This window comes from Brevundimonas sp. AJA228-03 (assembly GCF_017795885.1).
Taxonomy (GTDB): domain Bacteria; phylum Pseudomonadota; class Alphaproteobacteria; order Caulobacterales; family Caulobacteraceae; genus Brevundimonas.
Window position 1 is genome coordinate 1,600,032 of record NZ_CP059297.1, and the last position, 19,737, is coordinate 1,619,768.

At 68.8% G+C, this 19,737-nt stretch carries 15 protein-coding genes and 1 tRNA gene; 4 read left to right on the forward strand and 12 right to left on the reverse strand.

Going from position 1 to position 19,737, the window contains the following annotated elements; translation table 11 throughout:
* Positions 1–69: 69 nt before the first annotated feature.
* Positions 70–1,515, forward strand: coding sequence for an amidase (locus tag HZ989_RS07975; RefSeq protein WP_209320332.1), 1,446 nt, complete (start codon positions 70–72; stop codon positions 1,513–1,515).
* A 9-nt stretch (positions 1,516–1,524) separates the two neighbouring features.
* Here HZ989_RS07975 and HZ989_RS07980 read toward each other — a convergent pair whose 3' ends face one another.
* From HZ989_RS07980 to HZ989_RS08035, 12 genes are all read right to left on the reverse strand, one after another.
* Positions 1,525–3,348, reverse strand: a complete 1,824-nt coding sequence (locus tag HZ989_RS07980; protein ID WP_245162322.1) for a hypothetical protein — start codon at positions 3,346–3,348, stop codon at positions 1,525–1,527.
* Positions 3,345–5,516, reverse strand: a complete 2,172-nt coding sequence (locus tag HZ989_RS07985) for a DUF4175 family protein (RefSeq protein WP_209320333.1) — start codon at positions 5,514–5,516, stop codon at positions 3,345–3,347. Before HZ989_RS07985 ends, HZ989_RS07980 begins: the two co-directional genes overlap by 4 nt.
* Positions 5,513–6,667: a BatA domain-containing protein gene (locus HZ989_RS07990; RefSeq protein WP_209320334.1), complete on the reverse strand. Its 1,155-nt coding sequence runs from the start codon at positions 6,665–6,667 to the stop codon at positions 5,513–5,515. Before HZ989_RS07990 ends, HZ989_RS07985 begins: the two co-directional genes overlap by 4 nt.
* Positions 6,664–7,551 carry a DUF58 domain-containing protein gene (locus tag HZ989_RS07995; protein WP_209320335.1) on the reverse strand — a complete coding sequence of 296 codons (888 nt, stop codon included), beginning with the start codon at positions 7,549–7,551 and terminating at the stop codon, positions 6,664–6,666. Before HZ989_RS07995 ends, HZ989_RS07990 begins: the two co-directional genes overlap by 4 nt.
* A gap of 8 nt (positions 7,552–7,559) precedes the next feature.
* Positions 7,560–8,558, reverse strand: a complete 999-nt coding sequence (locus tag HZ989_RS08000; protein ID WP_209320336.1) for a MoxR family ATPase — start codon at positions 8,556–8,558, stop codon at positions 7,560–7,562.
* Positions 8,559–8,586: 28 nt separating this feature from the next.
* Positions 8,587–9,294 carry a DUF4159 domain-containing protein gene (locus HZ989_RS08005; RefSeq protein ID WP_371812864.1) on the reverse strand — a complete coding sequence of 236 codons (708 nt, stop codon included), beginning with the start codon at positions 9,292–9,294 and terminating at the stop codon, positions 8,587–8,589.
* A gap of 31 nt (positions 9,295–9,325) precedes the next feature.
* Positions 9,326–10,657, reverse strand: a complete 1,332-nt coding sequence (locus tag HZ989_RS08010; protein ID WP_209320338.1) for a TldD/PmbA family protein — start codon at positions 10,655–10,657, stop codon at positions 9,326–9,328.
* 22 nt (positions 10,658–10,679) lie between these two features.
* On the reverse strand, positions 10,680–12,314 hold the full coding sequence (locus HZ989_RS08015) for a TldD/PmbA family protein (protein WP_209320339.1): 1,635 nt from the start codon (positions 12,312–12,314) through the stop codon (positions 10,680–10,682).
* A 204-nt stretch (positions 12,315–12,518) separates the two neighbouring features.
* Complete coding sequence (locus HZ989_RS08020; protein WP_209320340.1) at positions 12,519–13,742, reverse strand: NAD(P)/FAD-dependent oxidoreductase; 1,224 nt, start codon at positions 13,740–13,742, stop codon at positions 12,519–12,521.
* A 9-nt stretch (positions 13,743–13,751) separates the two neighbouring features.
* Positions 13,752–14,381 carry a maleylacetoacetate isomerase gene (gene maiA / locus HZ989_RS08025; protein WP_209320341.1) on the reverse strand — a complete coding sequence of 210 codons (630 nt, stop codon included), beginning with the start codon at positions 14,379–14,381 and terminating at the stop codon, positions 13,752–13,754.
* 10 nt (positions 14,382–14,391) lie between these two features.
* Positions 14,392–15,084 carry a fumarylacetoacetate hydrolase family protein gene (locus HZ989_RS08030; protein WP_209320342.1) on the reverse strand — a complete coding sequence of 231 codons (693 nt, stop codon included), beginning with the start codon at positions 15,082–15,084 and terminating at the stop codon, positions 14,392–14,394.
* Positions 15,085–15,495: 411 nt separating this feature from the next.
* Positions 15,496–15,587, reverse strand: a tRNA-Ser gene (locus HZ989_RS08035).
* 163 nt (positions 15,588–15,750) lie between these two features.
* Between HZ989_RS08035 and HZ989_RS08040 the strand changes: the two genes are divergently transcribed.
* From HZ989_RS08040 to egtB, 3 genes are all read left to right on the forward strand, one after another.
* The gene (locus tag HZ989_RS08040; RefSeq protein ID WP_209320343.1) at positions 15,751–16,056 is read left to right on the forward strand and encodes an SCP2 sterol-binding domain-containing protein; all 306 of its coding nucleotides are present in this window, start codon (positions 15,751–15,753) and stop codon (positions 16,054–16,056) included.
* 139 nt (positions 16,057–16,195) lie between these two features.
* Positions 16,196–17,410, forward strand: coding sequence for an acyl-CoA dehydrogenase family protein (locus HZ989_RS08045; RefSeq protein WP_209320344.1), 1,215 nt, complete (start codon positions 16,196–16,198; stop codon positions 17,408–17,410).
* A gap of 128 nt (positions 17,411–17,538) precedes the next feature.
* Positions 17,539–19,698 (forward strand): ergothioneine biosynthesis protein EgtB, encoded by a 2,160-nt coding sequence (egtB, locus tag HZ989_RS08050; protein WP_209320345.1) that lies wholly within the window; start codon positions 17,539–17,541, stop codon positions 19,696–19,698.
* The last annotated feature ends 39 nt before the right edge of the window (positions 19,699–19,737 follow it).

The window sequence follows — 19,737 nt, forward strand, 5'->3', positions numbered from 1 at the left end:
CTGTCCTGTCCAGGACCCGGAGGGTCGGGCTAGGGTCGGGTCAGGCGCGATCTGCGCGGGGGATCGATCATGTTCAGAACGAAGATCGCATGGGCCGTTTCGGCCTCGGTGGTGGCGCTGTCGATGGCATCCGGCGCGGCGGCACAGAGCTGGGGCTCGGCGGCGGCGGCGCGGGACGAGGCCACGGCCAACAGCGTGATCCTGTGGAACCCGGCGGTCGGTCAGGTCGAGTGGACACCGGCGGACGGGATCGCCGGCATGCCGATCCTGCTGAAGGACAATATCGAGACGCGGGACATGCCGACGACTGCCGGGTCGCTGGCCCTGGCCAACAATGCGCCGGGGCGGGACGCGCCGCTGGTGGCGCGGCTGCGCGAGGCCGGGGCTGTGATCCTGGGCAAGACCAATCTGTCGGAGTGGGCCAATATCCGATCCAGCGCCTCGATCTCGGGCTGGAGTGCGGTCGGGGGGCAGACGCGCAATCCCTATGATTTCGCGCGGACGCCGTGCGGATCGTCGGCCGGGTCGGCGGCGGCCGTGGCCATCGGCCTGGCCCCGGCGGCGATCGGGTCGGAAACAGACGGATCGATCACCTGTCCGGCCTCCGTCAACGGCGTAGTCGGCTTCAAGCCCACGGTCGGGCTGGTCAGCCGCACCCATATCGTGCCGATCAGCCATTCGCAGGATACGGCGGGTCCCATCGCCATGGACGTGGCGACGGCTGCGACCGTTCTGACCGCCATGGCCGGGTCCGATCCCGCCGATCCGGCGACCGCCGATGCCGATACGCACAGGATCGACTTCCGTGCCGCCCTGGACGCCGGGTCGCTGAGGGGCGCGCGGCTGGGGGTCCTGCGCTATCTGGTGGGCAACTATTCGACAGAGGCGCAGGCGACGTTCGAACAGGCGTTGGTGGCGCTGCGGGAACAGGGGGCCGAGCTGGTCGAGATCACCACGGCCCCGGACACCTCGGGCGTGGGCGCGGGTGAACTGGCCACCCTCATGACCGAACTGAAGGCGGATCTGAACGCCTATCTGGCCTCCACCGATCCGCAACAGGTCCCCAGCCGGACACTGGCCGATCTGATCGCCTTCAATGACGCCGAGCCGCGCGAGACCGTGCTGTTCGGCCAGGAACTGTTCATCGCGGCCGAGGCAACGAAGGGGCTGGACGATCCGGCCTATCTGGAGGCGCGCGCCACGGCCCTGCGTCAGGCCGGGCCGGAGGGCATCGACCGGATGATGGCCGAACACACGGTCGTGGCCCTGATCGCGCCCAGCACATCCCGCGCCTGGACCAACGATCCCAACGATGACGACCGGGGTCAGGGATCCGCCAGCCGCCTGCCCGCCGTCGCCGGCTATCCGCACCTGACCGTGCCGATGGGGCTCGACCGCGGCATGCCGATCGGGCTGAGCTTCATCGGCGGCAAGTGGGACGACGCCAGGATCCTGTCGCTGGGCTATGCCTATGAGCAGCACACGCCTCGGCCGCCGAAGCCGCCTATGCCGTAAGTGCGAACCCTAGCGCCGGAACCGTTCTGCCCGGATGGGCAGGGCGACGGTGCGATTGCGCTCCAGCCACCACAGGCCTGTCAGGGTCAGCAGCAGCGCGATGAACCAGGGCCAGGGTGAGCCCTCTGCCTGGATCGGGGCCGCCGATGACGCGGTCGGGGAGGCGGCGTGCATCATGGCCAGGGTGGCGGTTCTGCGCTCGGCGGCTACGAGCGAGGGGGTCGCCTCTGCGGGCTGGACGTAGACACTAGTCTCGCGGCCGCGCCCGTCGCGAACCAGATGCCAGCCGCTGCGCTCGGGCCAGACACCGGCGCAGGCCTGATCGCCGGTGATCGGGTCGATGCGAAGGGGTTGTTCAGACCCGTCAGGTCCGATGACGCTGGCCTGTCCTGCAAGGCCGCAGATGGCGAAGCGCGTTCCGGCGTGCGGGATGCCGGACACCGAGGCGCGGGTGGCATCGCCCGCGCGGGCGAGGTCCGAGAACAGGGCGCTCCACAGGTCGCCGTATCGATCCGACCGCCCGGTCAGGACCAGGGCATAGCTGTCGGTCACCGTCCACAGGCCGACCCGCCCCCGGCCTCGCGCGCGCCAGCTGGCGAGGGGGGTTCCTTCCGGATCCCTGATGATGGAGACGGCGTCGGTGCCGGTGGGGGTCGTGTCCAGACGCCCGAGGTCGGGCAGGGCCTCTTCGTCGGGTCCGGGGGACTCCGGGGCGGCCGATCCGGCCGTCGGGGGATCGAGCCGGAGCGGCAGGACCTCGCCACTGCCGGTCAGCGTCAGGCCCAGATTGGCCCAGTCGCGGCGTGTCGCGGCCGACAGGGGGCCCGTAGGACGCAGCAACAGGCCCAGGCCGCGATCGACGGCTCCGGCCAGCGCGGCTCGGCCACCGGCCCCAAGCGCCTCCCAGCGCCGGTCGTCGATGACGACCAGATCGACGGCGTCGAGCGACGCCGCGTTGAGCCTCAGGGGTTCATCCCCCAGGCGGATGCCGGCGCCCAGGTCCATGTCGAGGCCCAGATCGATTCCGGCGTCCCGGGCCCAGCGCTGGAGGTATTTGGTTTCCGGACCGGGTGCACCGGCCAGGAGGCGGATGCGGGGCGGGGTCTGGGCCCGGGTCTCGACCGGAATGGCGATCCGCTCGACGACCTTTCCGGTTGTGTCGCGAAGGCGCAGGTCGAACAGGGCGAGGCCGGGCGCCCGGGTGCTGGCGGTCAGGACGAAGCGCTGGTTGGCGACGACCCGGACGCGGTCGACGACCGTGTCGGCCGGATCGATCAGCTCGACCACGCCGGAGGGCAGACGGCCGACCTGTCCGCCGACCTGGACCGTCGCCCCGGGGGCCGCGGGCTCGGGCAGGGTCAGGTCGATCAGCCCGGCCGGGACTGGCGGCGGATCGAAGTCGACGGGCCGGGGCAAGGGCGTCCGGTCGCGCGGGATCAGGCCACCGCCCTCGATGCGAATTCGGCTGGCCGAGGCATGGCGGCGCAGGGCGGTGGCGAGATCGGGGACACGCTCGGCCCCCGCGATCTCGCCCGCTTCAGGCAGGGCGACGCGCACATCGCCGGGCGACATGGCGATCGTCGCGGGCGATCCGGCGGTGGCGACGATCAGGGTGCCGGAGCGAAGGATGGCCGCGGGGGGAAACAGGGTGAACCAGACCAGCGCCCCGGCCGCGACCTGAAGCCCCGCCAGCGTCAGCAGACGCCAGCGTGGGGCCCTGTCCCCCTCGACCGCCGCGCGCTGCCAGAGCCAGACCCGCAGCAGGCCTGCTGCGACCCCGACCACGAGGACCAGCGCCACCCACAGGCGGGCATCGAAGGCGCCGGCCATCATCGCAGGGCATCCAAATAACGCTGGCCGCGTGTGCCGGGGGCCTCGCGACGGCGCACGGCCACGGGCGGGCGCTCCATCGCGCTCCAGAGAAGCGCGCGCAGGCGGCGGCGGCAGTCCAGGCAGCCGGGCTCGTTGCGCACCGTGTCGATGGCGGCCCCCAGCGCCAGCGGATCGGACAGCCGGCCCCGGTTCTCGCGCACCCAGCGCTCCAGAGCGCCCAGAGCCAGCGATGGCCTGCGTCCCGACGTCGGCCGTTCATCCAGGGCGCGCCAGGCCTCTGCGACGACGGTGTCGGCCGGCGTTCGGACGGGGGGAGGCGGATCCTCGGCGACGATGTCGTCGCGCCTTCCGCTCAGGCGGCGGGACAGATCGACCGGCGGCAGGTCCGAGCCGGTCCGACGAAGGAAGATGCGCGTCGCCTGCTGCGCCTGTTTCAGCAGCTCCAGCGCGATGTTGGCGAAAGGCAGGGCATCCTCGGGTCGGCCCTGACGCAGGGCGCGCTCGGAGCTCCACATCGCATTCAGCATCTGGCTGAGCGTCGAGCGGGTACCGGGGTCGAACAGGGTGGCGGCGTCGCCCTCGTCATGGGCATGGCCGAAGGCGTGCAGGACGTCCTCCGCGTGGCCGATGCCGGAGGGGGCCGTGTCGCCCTCCTGGTGGCCTTCGTGGTCGGGGTGGTCGTCAGGGCGCTCGAACCTTGATGCCGCAGGCGCATCGTTTGTCGGCAGGGCAGGCGCAGGCGGGGCGTCACTGGTGGGCAGGGCGATGCCGCCGGTCGAGCCGCCGACCTCGTTCTCTCCGCCCATGAACTGGCTGTAGCGGTTGCGCAGACGGGCCTGATCGTTGCCGATGGCGTCCGAGCGGCTGACGAACCTTGCCGGATCCAGCCGGGGCCGTTCGGCGATCAGGGCTTCCATGTCGATGATGATCTGGCGCTGGCTGGCGAAATAGACGGGCAGGACGGGGGCGGCCATGCTGTCCAGGCCGTCGGCCAGACCCAGGTCGGTCGGCCAGCGCAGGATCACGCTGGGCCCCTCGACAATATGGCGTTCGGGGGCGCGGTTGTCGCTGACTACCAGCTGGACGATCAGGTCGCTGCCGGGGGCCATCCCCTCGCGGGCCAGGTCCAGGGTCGTGGAAAAGCGGCGTCGGCGCGCCTCGCCCGTGGCGGTCAGCGCGGTCGATCGCTGTTCGAAGGTGATGGTCTCGCCGTCGCCCCTGGTCACGGTGATCCTGAGGGTGGCGGTGTCGAGCACGCCATAGTCGTCGCTGACCTCGAACACCGGGGTCCAGCGGGCCTGGCCGGGGGTGACGAGCAGAAGCTGGCGATCGGGCTCGATCAGCTGGACCACGGGGGCGACATCGGCGACGGCGTCGAGCCGGTGCAGGCGCTGGCGGGGCAGGCCCTCTGCCGCGATGCGATACAGGGTCGGTCGGTCGACCGGGCGGCTGCCCGTCCATCGAGAGCCGTCGCGCAGCAGCGGCGTTGCGCGCCCATCCGGCACATCGACGCGGGCCGTTGTCGGCTGGGGGGCGAAATCGACGATCCATTCGACGCGCGAGCCTTCGGGCACGCTGGCGTCCAGGGCGGTCTGCTCGCGGACCGGCAGGCCGGTGTAGGCGGGGGGCGTGATCCTGAGGCGCACGGCGGTGATCGCGGGGGGGCCTGCAGCGCCGGGCGCGGGCGGGCCATCGGTTGTCGTGCGGGCGCTCGAGCCGGGCGCGGGCCAGACCAGGATGAACGTAGTCAGGACCGCCGCCGCGGCCCCGCTCGCGGCGATCGGACGAAGCGACCACGCGGGGCGCAAATCGACCGCGCGGGCGTCGCCGATGCGGCCTTCAATGCGGGCGCGCTGGAGGCCTGCGAGACCGGGCAGGTCGTCGCGGTCGCGGAACAGCAGGGCCGAGCTGTCCTCGAAGCCTGGCAGGCGGGCGTCCAGCGCGCCGATCAGCCAGTCCCGGTCCAGCCGCCGGGCGCGGCCGATGGCGAAGACCGAAAGGACGCCCAGGCCGAAAACACCCGCCGCGATCAGCCCCGCGAGGCCGAACAGTCGCCAGCCGAGCGCGGACGCGACGCCGACGGCGGGCAGGCCGATGGCCAGGGTGTCGGCGACGCTCCGCCACTGGGCCTCGCGCTGGCGGTCCAGAAGCACACGGACAGCAGTCATGGCGCGACCGCCCTTTGCCGCCGGGTGGCCATCCATCGCTCGGAGGCGAAGGCGGCAGCGATCAGCAGGGCCAGCCACGGACGCAGGTCCAGCGGCGGCGGGTCGTAGGGCACCGCTCCGGTCAGGGGCGTCCAGGCGGCGGCCGCGACGCGAGCCGGGGTCGGTGTGGGTCGCAGCATCGCCTGAAGGGCATCGGGGAAGGAGGCCTCGACCAGACCCGGGATGGAGGCCGGCTCCAGGGGACGGGTCAGGCGGACGACGCGGCCACGCCCCAGGGCTCCGGCGAGCGCGAGCGGTGCGCCGGTCGCGTCGCGCCAGACGGGCGTGGTTTCGCCCTCGACCGGAACAGCGGCGTCGACGGCCGCGAGAATGGTCCCGCCGTCGCGAACCCAGGTGACGATCCGGTCGGGAATCGGACCCGGCGCCAGCCAGACGAGGGCACGGGTGTTGCGTCCGAGGGGCTGATCCGTCGTTGCGGCCTCGAAATCCGGCCGGGCGTCGGCCGTCGTCCAGGCCGTGGCGGCGGCCCGGAAATAGCGGACGGCCCCCTCGGTCCCTGGCGAATAGCGGACCGACAGGGCCAGCGGCGGGACCGGTGCCGGTGTCGCGGTTGCGGTCGCCTCCGGCCCGACGCGCCAGTCGACACGGCGGGACAGTCTGGGCCGTTCGGTATCGACGTCGTCCAGGGTTGCGGGCACGACGATCGCGAGCGGGGTCTGCGGCGGCAGCTCCGCGTCGAGCTGCCGGATCTGGCTGGCGATGTCCGGACCGGCACGAGGGGCGGGGCTGCCGACGGCGGGAAATCCGGGCGCGAGCCAGACCCGTCGTTCCTCACGGTCCGTCAGCGAGGCGAGGGTGGCGGCATCGACGCCGGGCGCAATCGCGACGACCGGTCGGCTGTCCCCGGCGTTCCACAGCACCGGGCGGGCCAGCCAGACGGCCAGCAGGGTCAACAGCAGCAGACGGACGGCCAGCAGCCAGCGCTCGTCGACGGTCACGCTGCGCCGGGGGTTCGGACGAGCCTCGAGCCAGCGCAGGGCGGCGAACGCGATCGTCCGGGTCTCGGTCTTCCGGGCGATGTGGATGACGACCGGAATCGCCAGGGCCAGCAGGGCCAGCAGGCCGAGGGGGGCCAGAAGGGCGGGGCTCATGCGCGGCCTGCGCTTCGGAACAGGGTGCGGATCGGGACGTCGGCGCTCTCGTCGGTGAAATGCTCGACGTGGCGGATGCCGCGCGCCTCAAGCCGGGCAGACAGGGTGGCGCGGGCGTCGGCGAAGCGGGCGTTGAAGTCCTGACGCAGGGCGCGGCCGTCGCCCACGATCTCCCGGCCGGTCTCGGGGTCGTGGAAGCGATAGCCATGAGCGAAGGGAAAATCGCGCTCGTCGGCGGTCAGGACCTGGAACAGGGCGACGTCGCGGCCCGACATGGCGAGGCGTTCGGCAGTGGCGATGCAGGCCTCGTCGAAGCCGTCGCTGACCAGCAGGATCAGGTCGTTGCGACCTATCTGCTCGCCAAAGACCGGGACGTCCCGTTCCCACCGGGCGATGCCCTCGGGCTGAATCGGGGCCAGCGTCAGCAGCAGCCGGTCGCGGTGACGCCCGCCGCCGCCGGGCGCGATGACGAGGGGGCCATCCGCTGCCTCCACGATCAGACCGAAGCGGTCGCCCTGATACAGAGCGATCTCGACCAGGCTGGCGACGAGACGGCGCGCGGCATCGAAGCGGGACCAGTCGGGGCGGGCCAGATCGACCTGGCCCATGGAGGCGCTGGCGTCGAGGACGAACCAGACGGCGATCGGGCTTTCGCGCTCGGCGTCGCGGACGAAGAATTTGTCGGACCGGGCATAGAGCTTCCAGTCGATGCCGCGCAGGTCGTCACCGCGCTCATAGGCCCGGTACTGGGCGAACTCCAGGCCACCGCCGCGGTTGCGGCTGTCGTGCATCCCCGCGCTGGCCAGCGCCGCCGCGCGCCGCGGGACGATGGACAGGGCGCGAAGGCGCGTCCGCAGTTCGGGAGGCAGGTCCAGCGGCGACATGGCCGTCGTCAGTCCGGACGGGGCGGGGGCAGGGCGGCCAGCAGGGCGGCGACGACGTCGTCGGCCGTCTTTCGCTCCGCCTCGGCGGCGAAGGACAGCAGGATGCGGTGGCGAAGCACCGGAGCGGCCAGGGCCACGACGTCCTCCCGCGTCGCCGCCAGACGGCCGTTCAGCAGGGCCCGGGCCTTGGCGGCCAGCACCAGCGCCTGACCGGCGCGGGGACCGGCCCCCCAGCGGACATAGTCCTGGATGGCCTTGGGCGCGTCGGCGGACGGGCGGGTCGCGCGGACCAGGGCGGTGATCCATGTCAGCAGGGCCTCGCCCACATAGATCTGACGCACCCAGCCCTGCAGGGCGACGACGTCGGCTCCGGTCATCACCTGGGGCACGGTACCGTCGGCGCCGCCGGTCGTCTGGACCAGGATGGCGCGTTCCTCGTCGGCGGTCGGATAACCGACGCGGATGTTGAGCAGGAACCGGTCCAGCTGGGCTTCGGGCAGGGGATAGGTCCCGGCCTGTTCAAGCGGGTTCTGGGTCGCCAGCACGAAGAACGGTTCGTTCAGCCGGTGGGTCACCCCGGCGTAGCTGACGGTGTGTTCCTGCATGGCCTCCAGCAGGGCGGCCTGGGTCTTGGGCGGCGTGCGGTTCAGTTCGTCGGCGAGGAACAGGTTGGTGAAGACCGGGCCGGGCTGAAACCTGAACGACCGGTGGCCGGTGCCGTGGTCCTCTTCCAGCACCTCGGTTCCGAGGATGTCGGACGGCATCAGGTCCGGGGTGAACTGGACGCGGCGAAACTCGAGCGCCAGGGCCTGACCCAGGGTGCGGACCAGCAGGGTCTTGCCCAGCCCCGGCACGCCCTCGATCAGGCAGTGACCGCCTGCCAGCAGGCCGATCAGCAGCTGCTCGACGACCTCGGTCTGGCCGACGATGGCCTGGCCGATCGCGGCCTTCAGCTTGCCGAGTTGGCCGAGACGGGCGTCGATTTCGGATAGGGTCGGCGTGGTCATACAGGCTCCGGGGAGGAGAAGAGGCGGGTCATGCGGTCAGGGCGTAGATGACGATGTTGACCGCGAATTTCGTATTGTCTTCGGCGAGGAAGCGCTTGTTGCGCCAGTCATAATCCCACTCGCAGCCATAGTCCTTGTTGGAATAGAGCAGGCCGAGGCGACCCCCGATCTCGATACCCTTCAGATAGTCGTGCACCAGGTCGTCGCCCCAGCCATTCAGTTCGAAACTGGTCGCGGGCGGGCCGTCCTCGAAGCGGAAGAAGCTGCGATAGATCCCGTGGTCGTCGGGCAGTTTCTTCAGAGCGTCCTCACCGAAGATCGAGCGCATCTGGCGTTCGAACGAGGTGGCGAACAGGCCGTCGATGTCGTGGTTGCAGTCATCGACGAAGACGAAGCCGCCGTTGCGAACATAGCGTTCGAAGTTCCTGGCCTCGGCCGCGTTGAACTCCACCAGCTTGTGACCGGCCAGGTAGCAGAAGGGCGCGGTCAGCATGGCGGGGTCGGCCAGGTCGATCACCCGCTCTTCCGGATCGACCCGCAGATTGGTGTAGTCGACCAGCGAGGTCAGCAGATTGGCGGGCATTCGCTGATCCACGTCCCAGTCGCCGGAATCGTAGCGCAGACGCGTGAACCAGAAATCGTAGGTTGCCTGGGCGCCGGCTGACCGGGGGAGTCCCGTGAGCATGGCCCCAAAGCCACCGCCGATCAGCAGCTTGAGACAGTCGGCGCGTGTCATGCTCGAACCCGACACGCGCCTTGATCCGGGATCAGACTGCGTCGGACAGCGACGTGAAGGTGAAGTCGCGCAGGCGCATCGGAGGGATCATCATGGAGCCGCCTTCATCGGCCTTGACCCGGACCGAGCGGCCCAGTTCGTCGATATTGTTCAGCATGATGACGGGTGACTCATTGAAGCGGAAGTTCTTCAGCGGATACTTCAGCTCGCCGTTCTCGATGTAGAAGGTGCCGTCGCGGGTCAGACCGGTCAGCAGCACGGTCTGGGGGTCCACCATGCGGATGTACCAGGTGCGGGTGACCAGCACGCCGCGCTCTGTCTCGCGCACCAGGTCGGAGGTCGACTTGGTGCCGCCTTCCATGATGGTGTTGCCGGGTTGCGCCCGTTGCGGCACGCCCTGCTTTTCGGCCCAGTAACGCGAGTACTGCAGGCTGCGGACGATACCGTTCTCGATGATGTTGACGCGTCCGCGCGGCAGGCCGTCGCCGTCCCAGGGCAGGGCGGGGGACTCGGCATAGGCAGGGTCGGAGTAGACGTTGACGCGCGGATCGAAGACCTGCTCGCCGATCTTGTTGCCGCCGCCGGCCTTCGACAGGAAGCTGCGCCCCTCGTCGGCCGAACGGGCGTCGAAGAAGTTGAACATGAAGGAGATCAGGCCCGCGGCCGCCGCAGGTTCCAGGATCACCGTATACTTGCCCGGCTCCAGGGCCTGGGCCTCGGCCGAGGCGCTGGCCTTGCGCATGGCGATCTGGATGTCGTTGTCGACGTTGAAGCGGCTGGCGTCCTGCAGGTTGCGTCCGACCCAGCCGGAGCCGCGCCCGTCCTCGGTCCGCACCGTGCAGGTGTAATCCATGCTGGTCGAGCGCTGATAACCAAAGGCTCCGTTCGAGTTGGCGAAGGCGGTGAAGCTCTGATTGTCGTTCAGGAAGCCGGCGGCGATCAGGTTCTGGCTTTTGCAAGGCTCGATCGAGGCGCGGGCGACCTCGGCGCGGTTCTCGGGCGTGATGGCCGCCGTCGCCGCCGTGAAGGTGTCCGTCGGCGTGTAGGTCTGGGGTCCGACCGCAGGCATGAACTCCGGGTTCTCGGGCGCCAGCCGGGCCAGATCTTCGGCCCGCTTCACCACCCGGGCAAGGGCGTCGTCGGAGAACTCGTTGATCGAGGCCGTGCCGACGCGCTTTCCGAAGGCGACCTGGACGCCCAGCTCGGTGTTGGTGATGACCCCGCTGGTCGAGACGTTGTTCAGGGCGAAGCGAATGTTGCCGTCGATTGTGCCGTCCAGCTGGGCGGTGCATTCGTCGGCGGTCGACAGCGCGATCACCTTGTCGAGGATCGTCCTGGCCTCGGCTTCCGTCATGATGCTCATCTGAGTTTTTCCCTAAAGCCGATCAGCCGAGCGAACGGGCGGTGTTGATGACGTTGATCTTGTCGAAGCGGGTGGTCGATGAGCCGTGGCTGACGGCCGAGACCTGGCTGGGCTGGCCCTTGCCGTCGAAGAAGGAGCCGAACATCCGGTAGTCGCTCTGGTCGCAGATGGCCGAGCAGGCGTTCCAGAATTCGGGCGTGCGCATCTGATAGGCCACGTCCTCCAGCGGCCGGGTGACCTCGCCGTTCTTGATCTCGTAGAACAGGGTGCCGCCGAACTGGGCGTTGTAGCGCTGCTGGTCGATCGAGAAGGACCCGCGACCCAGGATGTAGATGCCGTTCTCGACGTTCGAGATCATGTCCTTGCGGGTCATGGGCCGGGTGCCGGGTTTCAGCGAGATGTTGGCCATGCGCTGGAACTGCACCGTCGACCAGCTGTCGGCATAGGAGCAGCCGTCCGAGGCGGTCTTGCCCAGGATGTGCGCCTGATCCCGCGTCGCCTGATAGTCGACCAGCTTGCCGTCCTTGATGAGATCCCACTGTTTGGTCTTGACGCCCTCGTCGTCGTATTCGACCGCGCCGAGGCTGCCGGGCTGGGTCTTGTCGGCGAACAGGTTGACGATCTCCGAGCCGTACTGGAAGCGGGCCTCGCGCTTGTCGAGGGTGGCGAAGCTGGTGCCGGCGTAGTTGGCCTCATAGCCCAGCACGCGGTCGAGCTCGAGCGGGTGGCCGACCGACTCGTGGATGGTCAGGCCCAGGTGGTCGGGGTCCAGCACCAGGTCGTACTGGCCCGGCTCCACCGACTTGGCGGTCAGCTTTTCCCGGGCCTGGCGCGCGGCGGCAATGGCGTCTTCCTTCATGTCGTAGGACATGCCGTAGCTGATGACGCCGGGGGCGGACTCCAGCTTGTCCTCCGGCCGTCCGTCCAGATATTCATAGCCGAGGCCCATCGGAGCCGACAGGCCCTGACGCGAGCGGAACTTGCCGGTCGACTGGTCGATGACCGTGACCCCCATCGGTGCCCAGATGCGGTGCACGTCCTGATCGATGTAGGAGCCGTCCGAGCTGGCGAAATATTTCTGCTCGTTGACCAGGAACAGCTGCGAATTGACGAAGTTGGCACCGGCCGCCATCGCCGCGGCGTTCACGCCCAGCAGCAGCTCGACCTTCTCCTCGATCGGCACTTCCATGGCGTTGCGGCGGATCGGCGTCCTCCAGCTGACCTCGCCGACGCCGGGTGTCGGAGCCAGCTGGACCGGCCGGGTCTGGTTCTTCGCATTCGCCCTGGCGATGGCGGTGGCCAGACGGGCGGCGTCCGCGACGGCCTCGGGCGTCATGTCATTGGTGGCGGCGAAGCCCCAGGCTCCGTCGGCGATGACCCGGACGCCCGTGCCGGTCGACTCGGTGTTGACGATGTTCTGGACGTTGGCCTCGCGGGTGATGACGAACTGGCGCAGATAGCGGCCGACCCGCACGTCGCAGTAGCTGGCTCCGGCGGCGGACGCGGCGCTGAGGCCTGCATCGGCCAGCCGCTTCTTGACAGCGACGTCGATGGTCTCGACCAGCTGCGAGGCGGCGATGGCGCGACCCGCGAACCCGGGCAGCAGCAGGCCACCCGCACCGATGCCGCACGCGGCGAGGAACGAACGTCTATCCAAGGCTTCTCTCCACCGACAATGCGCCCCCGCGGACGACGACCAAGGCAGGCGACCGTGCTGGACGAAGGCCACGCACTGGTCGCGAAGTCGTCATCTTTGACGCGGGATCACGGGGCGTCAAACCGATGAATCATTAAACTCACGACAGATTCAGGGGGGCCGACCTGGCGCGGGTCTCTCCTCTGCCGGGGCGCGCCCTGGCTTCTAGGTCGCGGATTCCAAAGCGACGGCCTTCATCGAGATGGCGGGGTCCGTCAGCTTGCCGACATCGACGCTCGTTCGACGTCCGATCAGCTGTTTGCCGGCCATGAACTCCGGCGGCGCACTGACGGCCTCGACGCAGACGATCCGGTCGCCGCTGAGGTGGAAGACGGCGAAGCGGCCGGTCGCCGGTTCGCCACGGACAACGGTGCTGTCGGCCTCGTTCGGCAGGCCTGCGATCTGCAGCTTCACGTCGTACTGATCGGACCAGAACCAGGGCACCTCCGGCGCGGCCTGGGGACGACCGACGATGGCGTTGGCGGCCTGACGGGCCTGTTCGAGGGCGTTTGGGACGCTTTCCAGCCGCAGGGTGAGGCCGTGAACGGGGATGGGCCGGACGGTGACGTCGCCGATGGCATAGATGTGCGGGTCGGAGGTGCGGGCGGTCTCGTCGACGACGATGCCGCCGGACCCGGCCGGATCGCAGGCGAGCCCGGCCGCACGCGCCAGACCGTCGTTGGCCACGGCCCCGACGCCGACCAGCACCACGTCTGCTTCCACCAGACTGCCGTCCGCCAGACGCACGCCGCCGTCCTCGAAGCCCGCGACCTCGACGTTCAGCCGGATATCGACGCCCTCGGCGCGGTGACGGTCGGTGAAGAAGGCCGACAAGGGCCCGGAGGCGACGCGTTTCAGCACCCGGTCGAGCCGTTCCAGCAGGACGACGTCGGTCCCCAACGATCGGGCGGATGCCGCCGCTTCCAGCCCGACATAGCCGCCGCCGACGATGACCAGCCTGCGGCCGGGACCAAGCCGGCCTTTCAGGCGTTCGGCATCGGCCAGGGTGCGCAGTTCGATCAGTTCGGGTCTGTCCGCCCCGGGGATCGGCAGGCGGCGGCCGGTCGAGCCGGTGGCCAGGATCAGGGCGTCGTAAGCCTCCGCACGACCGTCCGAGAGGGTCACGGTCCGCTCGGCCGGTGAGAGGGCGGTGACCACGACGCCGGTCCGAAGGTCGATGCCCTGTTCGGCGTAATAGTTTTCGGGGCGCAGCAGCAGGGACTCAAGGTCCGCCGCGCCCTTCAGCCAGGCCTTGGACAGGGGCGGGCGCTGGTACGGGGGGACGGGCTCCTCGCCCAGCAGGACGATCTCACCCTCGAAGGCGGAGGCCTTGAGCAGGGATGCGGCGGACCCGCCCGCGTGACCGGCCCCGACGATGACGACCTTCATGATGGTGCCCTATTCCGCGTCCGGCTGCAGGTCGGGGTGGGTTTCGGCGAAGGCGGGCAGGGCCAGGCAGGCCGCCTCGATCGCGGCGAGCCGAGGCCAGCGCAGCGCGACTCCAAAGCGGCGCGCATTGGCCATCTGCGGCACCAGACAGATGTCGGCGAGCGTCGGCGTGTCCCCGAACGCATGGGGTCCGGACTGACCGGCGGCGAGCGTCTCGAGCGCGTCGAAGCCGCTGGCGATCACATCCCGGGCCCAGCCGTTGGTATCGTCCTGGGTCTGACCGCGCGCCTGAAGCGCCTTGAGCACGCGCAGATTCTGCACCGGGTGGATGTCGCAGGCGATGACCTGGGCAAAGGCGCGCACCCGCGCGCGGCCCAGGGGATCCGCGGGCAGCAGCGCCGGATCGGGATAGGTCTCGTCCAGATACTCGCAGATCGCCAGCGACTGGGTCAGGACCGCGCCGTCGTCCAGGATCAGGCTGGGCAGCAGGCCCTGCGGATTGAGCGCCAGATACTCCGGCGAAAACTGTTCGCCCTTGCGCAGGTGCTGATGCCGGTGCTCGACCGTCAGCCCCTTGAAATGCAGCGCGATGCGGACCCGCCAGGCGGCCGAGGAGCGGAAATAGCCGTGCAGGATCATGGTCGCGGTCTCAGCGGGCGGGCGGGCCGATGGTGACCGTGAGCGTGCCCAGCCCGTCGATCGCCCCGACCAGGACATCGCCCTGAACCACGGGGCCGACCCCTGCCGGTGTGCCCGTATAGATCAGGTCGCCCGGCTCGAGGCGATAGAATCTGGACAGATGGGCGATGACTTCCGGCACCGACCAGATCAGGTCCGCCAGGTCGCCGGTCTGTTTTGTCACGCCGTTGACCGCAAGGGTGACGGTGCCCTTCGATACATCCAATCCGGCGGCCGGATGGATGGGCCCCAGCGGCTTGGATTCCTCGACATTCTTGCTGACGTCCCATGGGCGGCCGGCGTCGCGGGCCATGAACTGAAGGTCGCGGCGGGTCATGTCGAGGCCGATGGCATAGCCATAGATAAGGTCCATGGCCCGGTCCTCCGTGACCTCGCGGCCTGACTGGCCGATGGCGATGACCAGCTCGATCTCGTGCTGGTAATCCGAGGTCGCCTGGGGATAGGCGATGGTGCTGCCGTCCGGCACGACGGTTTCGGCCCAGCTGGTGAAGAAGAAGGGCGGTTCACGATCCGGATCCTTGCCCATCTCGCGGGCATGGGCGGCGTAGTTGCGGCCGATGCAGAACAGGCGACGGACGGGGAAGCGCTCGCCCGTGGTGGTCGGGGCCAGAACGGCGGGGGGCGGCGCGAAGGTCAAGGTCACGCGTTGTCTTCCTTGTAAAGGCTCAATGTTTCCCGGCAGGCCTGGTCGGGTCACGACTTCGATCCAGCCGCCGGACCCGGGTCTTCGCAAAATGACGTTATTTCATTTCTGGTTCGAGGGACATCATCTTGCCCTCCGCTTGCTGGAGTATCTCGCCGGGCCGGATGCGCCCATCGGCGCGTGAGAGATCGATGCCATTGGGCGCGTCCGGAAGGTGGGCGTTGATGTCATCCGATCGCATGGCATACTCCCACTCGACCCGTATCGATATCGAGGGGGACGATCAGGCCAGGCAATAGAAAGCGCTGTCTTTGTTCCGATTATCAACGGCGCGACCGGTGTCACGCGTCTTGTCGCAAAATCGCCAAGGCTTGCCCGTAAGGGTCTGTTTTCCTGATATTTTTATGGTTCTGGCGGAGACGGAGGGATTCGAACCCTCGGTACCCCTTACAGGGTACGACGATTTAGCAAACCGTTGCCTTCAGCCACTCGGCCACGTCTCCGGCAGGACGGCTCGATAGCCGAGGGCGGGCGAAGGCGCAATCCGCCCGATGAATATCCGCGCGTCACCGCGCGAGAGCGAAGGACGACTTTCCCCGACGTGATCTTGTGACCGTCGTCGCGGAGGGATAGGGCTTTGCCTCCATCGCTTCCCGGGAGAGCAAAATGGCCGATCTGGCTCAGGTTACCGATCACATCCGCGCCGCTGTCGGCGACAACTCCGGTCTGGGCAAGACCGTCAAGCTGGACATGGGCGACGCGGGCAAGATCTTCATCGACGGGGCGTCGGTGCCGAACGCCGTGACCAACGACGACAAGCCCGCCGACACCACCGTCACCGTCTCGTGGGACGACTTCATCGCCATGTCCGAGGGCAAGCTGGACGGCATGATGGCCTTCATGCAGGGCAAGCTGAAGATCGCCGGCGACATGATGATCGCGCAGAAGCTGATTCCGCTGCTGAAGCGTTAGACATCAATCCTCCCCCTTCTGGGGGAGGTGGCGCGGCGCGCCTTCGCGCTGACGGAGGGGGCTCACGTCGAGCGCGGTGTCCGGGGCGACCCCGTGCACCGCTTCGCGGTCCCCCTCCCCCAATGGGGGAGGATTATCCATGGACTTCAAGCATTCCGACAAGGCCCTGCACTGGCAGGAGCGGGTCACCCGGTTCCTCGACGACAAGGTGCTGCCGCGCGCCGCCGACTACTGGGCCGAGGTTCATCGTGACCACACCGTCCAGCCGAAGACCATGGAGTCGCTGAAGGCCGAGGCGCGCGATGCCGGCCTGTGGAACATGTTCCTGCCGGGCGAGCACGGCACCGGCCTGACCAACCTCGAATACGCGCCGCTGGCCGAGGCCATGGGACGGGCCGGTCTGTGGACGCCAGAGGTCTTCAACTGCAACGCCCCCGACACCGGCAATATGGAGGTGCTCCATATGTACGGGAATGCGGCCCAGCAGGAACGCTGGCTGAAGCCGCTCATGGCGGGCGAGATCCGCTCGGCCTTCCTGATGACCGAGCCGGCCGTCGCCTCCTCGGACGCGACCAACATCCAGACCTCGATCGTGCGCGAGGGCGACGAGTATGTGATCAACGGCCGCAAATGGTGGTCGACCAACATGGGCCATCCGAACGTCGCCATCGCCATCGTGATGGGCAAGACCGACACGGAAGCCGCCACTCACGCCCAGCAGTCCCAGATCCTGGTGCCCACGAATACACCCGGCTTCCGGGTCGAGCGGATGCTGACCGTGTTCGGCTATGACGAGCGTCCGATCGGACATGCCGAGGTCGTCCTGGATAACGTCCGGGTCCCGGTCGAGAACCTGATTGCCGGGGAGGGCCGGGGCTTCGAGATCGCGCAAGGGCGTCTGGGGCCGGGCCGCATCCACCACTGCATGCGGGTGATCGGCGCTGCGGAAAAGGCGCTGGAGCTGATGTGCCAGCGGTTGCTCAACCGCACCGCCTTCAGAAAGACCCTGTCCGAACATTCGGTCTGGGAACAGCGCGTCGGAGAGGCCCGCACCAATATCGAGATGTGCCGCCTGATGGTGCTGAAGGCCGCCTGGATGATGGACAATGGCGGGGCCAAGAACGCGAAGTCCGAGATCGCCCAGATCAAGGTCGCAGCCCCCAGGATGGCGCTGCAGATCATCGACGACGCCATCCAGGCGTTCGGCGGCGCGGGCGTCTCGGGCGACACTCCTCTGGCCGAGATGTATGCAGCCGTCCGCACCCTTCGCCTCGCGGACGGTCCGGATGAGGTGCACAATCGCACGATCGCCCGGCTGGAATACGCCAGACACGGTGGTCGTCCGGTCCGGTAGGGGGTTGACAGCAGGCGTCGGCCACGGCGTCTGCGGCCTCTCGTTCCGGCAACGAAACCGGACCGACCGTGTTAGCGTAAGCTCGGACGGCCAGCGCGGCCGTCCAGCGCCCCACGGAGCAGGGTCCGATGACGTCTTCACCCCGGATCGCGGCTCGCGACAATGACGACGTCCAGCGCTTCCGGGCCGTAAGGGCGGCCATGCCCGCGCTGGCCGAGGGCCTGTCGGTGGAGGATCTGACCGCCCAGTCCATGCCGGACGCCAGCCCGTCCAAATGGCATCTGGCGCATACCAGCTGGTTCTTCGAGGCGATGATTCTGGCGGCTGACCCGGATTATGTGCCGGTCGATGGCCGGCTGCAGCCGCTGTTCAATTCCTACTACGAGAGCCTCGGTCGGCGGGTCGAACGCGGCGAGCGCGGGCTGATGACGCGTCCGTCGCTGGACGACGTCATGGCCTATCGGGGCGAGATCGACCGCCGCATGGAGGCGCGGCTGGAGGCTGGCCTGGGCGGCGATATGGATCGCTATCTGTTCGTGCTGGGCCTGCATCACGACCAGCAGCACCAGGAGCTGTTCCTGATGGATCTGCTGCACCTGATGTCACGGTCTCCGCTGGACCCGGCAGCCTGTCCGGTGGAGCCGCGTCCCGGTGGGCCGATGCAGTCGGCACGCGGCGGGACCACGCGCTTCGAGGGCGGGCTGGTCGATATCGGTCACGACGGCCGGGGGTTCGCCTTCGACAATGAGGGGCCTCGACACCGCGTGTGGCTGGAGCCGTTCCTGCTCGACCACGACCTGGTCACCAACGGCCAGTGGATGGCCTTCATGGCCGACGGCGGATATCGCCGCGCGGAACACTGGCTGGCCGACGGCTGGGCCACGGTGAAGGCCGAGGGCTGGACCGCGCCGCTCTATTGGCGTGAGGACGACGGTGTCTGGACCGTGCTGGGACTGACGGGGCGCGCGCCGGTCAATCCGGATGCCCCGGTCCGTCATATCAGCGCCTACGAGGCCGAGGCCTTCGCGGCCTGGTCGGGCCGGCGCCTGCCGACCGAGGCCGAGTGGGAAAGCGCCGTCACCACCGCGCCGGACGTGTTCTCGAACCTGTTCAACGAGGTCTGGCAACATACCTCCAGCGCCTACGCCCCCTATCCGGGGTTTCGCCCGACCGAGGGCACGGCGTCGGAATACAACGGGAAATTCATGGCCAATCAGCGCGTGCTGAGGGGCGGCAGCCTGGCCACGCCGCCGGGACATGCCCGGGCGACCTACCGCAACTTCTTCTATCCGCAGCAGAGGTGGGCCTTCATGGGCTTGAGACTGGCGGCCGACGCGCCCGCCGCAAGACGACCCCGCATCGAGGACGTCGAGACCGCGCGCTTCCGCGCCGAACTGATCGCGGGCTTGTCCCGGCCGCAGAAGGCGGTCTCTCCCAAATGGTTCTACGACGCCGCAGGCTCGGACCTGTTCGAGGACATCACCCGACTGCCGGAATACTATCCCACACGCCAGGAAGCGGCCCTGCTGAAGATCATGGCACCCCGGCTGACAGCGGGCTTTGGCGACAATGCCGTCCTGGTCGAGTTCGGCTCGGGGGCCAGCGAGAAGACGCGCATTCTGCTGGATGCCGCTCCGAACCTGTCGACCTACCTGCCCATCGACATCAGCCCCGATGCGCTGAACGCAGCGGCCGGGCGGATATCGCAGTCCTATCCCGATATCGAGGTCGTGCCGGTTGTCGGCGACTTTCTGACCCTGCCGCCGCTGCCGGAGCTGGGACGCGGTCGACGCATCGGGTTCTTTCCCGGCTCGACCATCGGCAATCTGGAACCGCAGCAGGCGATCGCCTTTCTGGCCAATGCCCGCGACCGTCTGGGGCCCGGCGCCCTGTTCATCCTGGGCGTCGATCTGGTCAAGAACGCCGATCTGCTGATCGCGGCCTATGACGACGCCCAGGGCGTGACCGCGGCGTTCAACATGAACCTGTTGTTGCGCGCCAACCGTGAGCTCGGGGCCGACTTCGACCTGACCGGCTTTCGTCACCGTGCCATCTGGAACGCGGAACGGTCGCGCATGGAGATGCATCTGGAGGCGACCCGCGATCAGACCGTGCGCATCGGGGACCGCAGCTTCGACTTCGTGTCGGGCGAAACGATCCATACCGAGAGCTCGGGCAAGTTCACCCGGGACAGCGTGTCGTCCATGGCGACAGCGGCGGGATGGACCGTGCAGGCCTTCGAGGTCAGCGACGAACCCTCGGTCGCGATCGCCCTGCTTTCGAACTGAGCGAAAGTCGCAAAAAGGCGGCCGGTGATCCACCGGCCG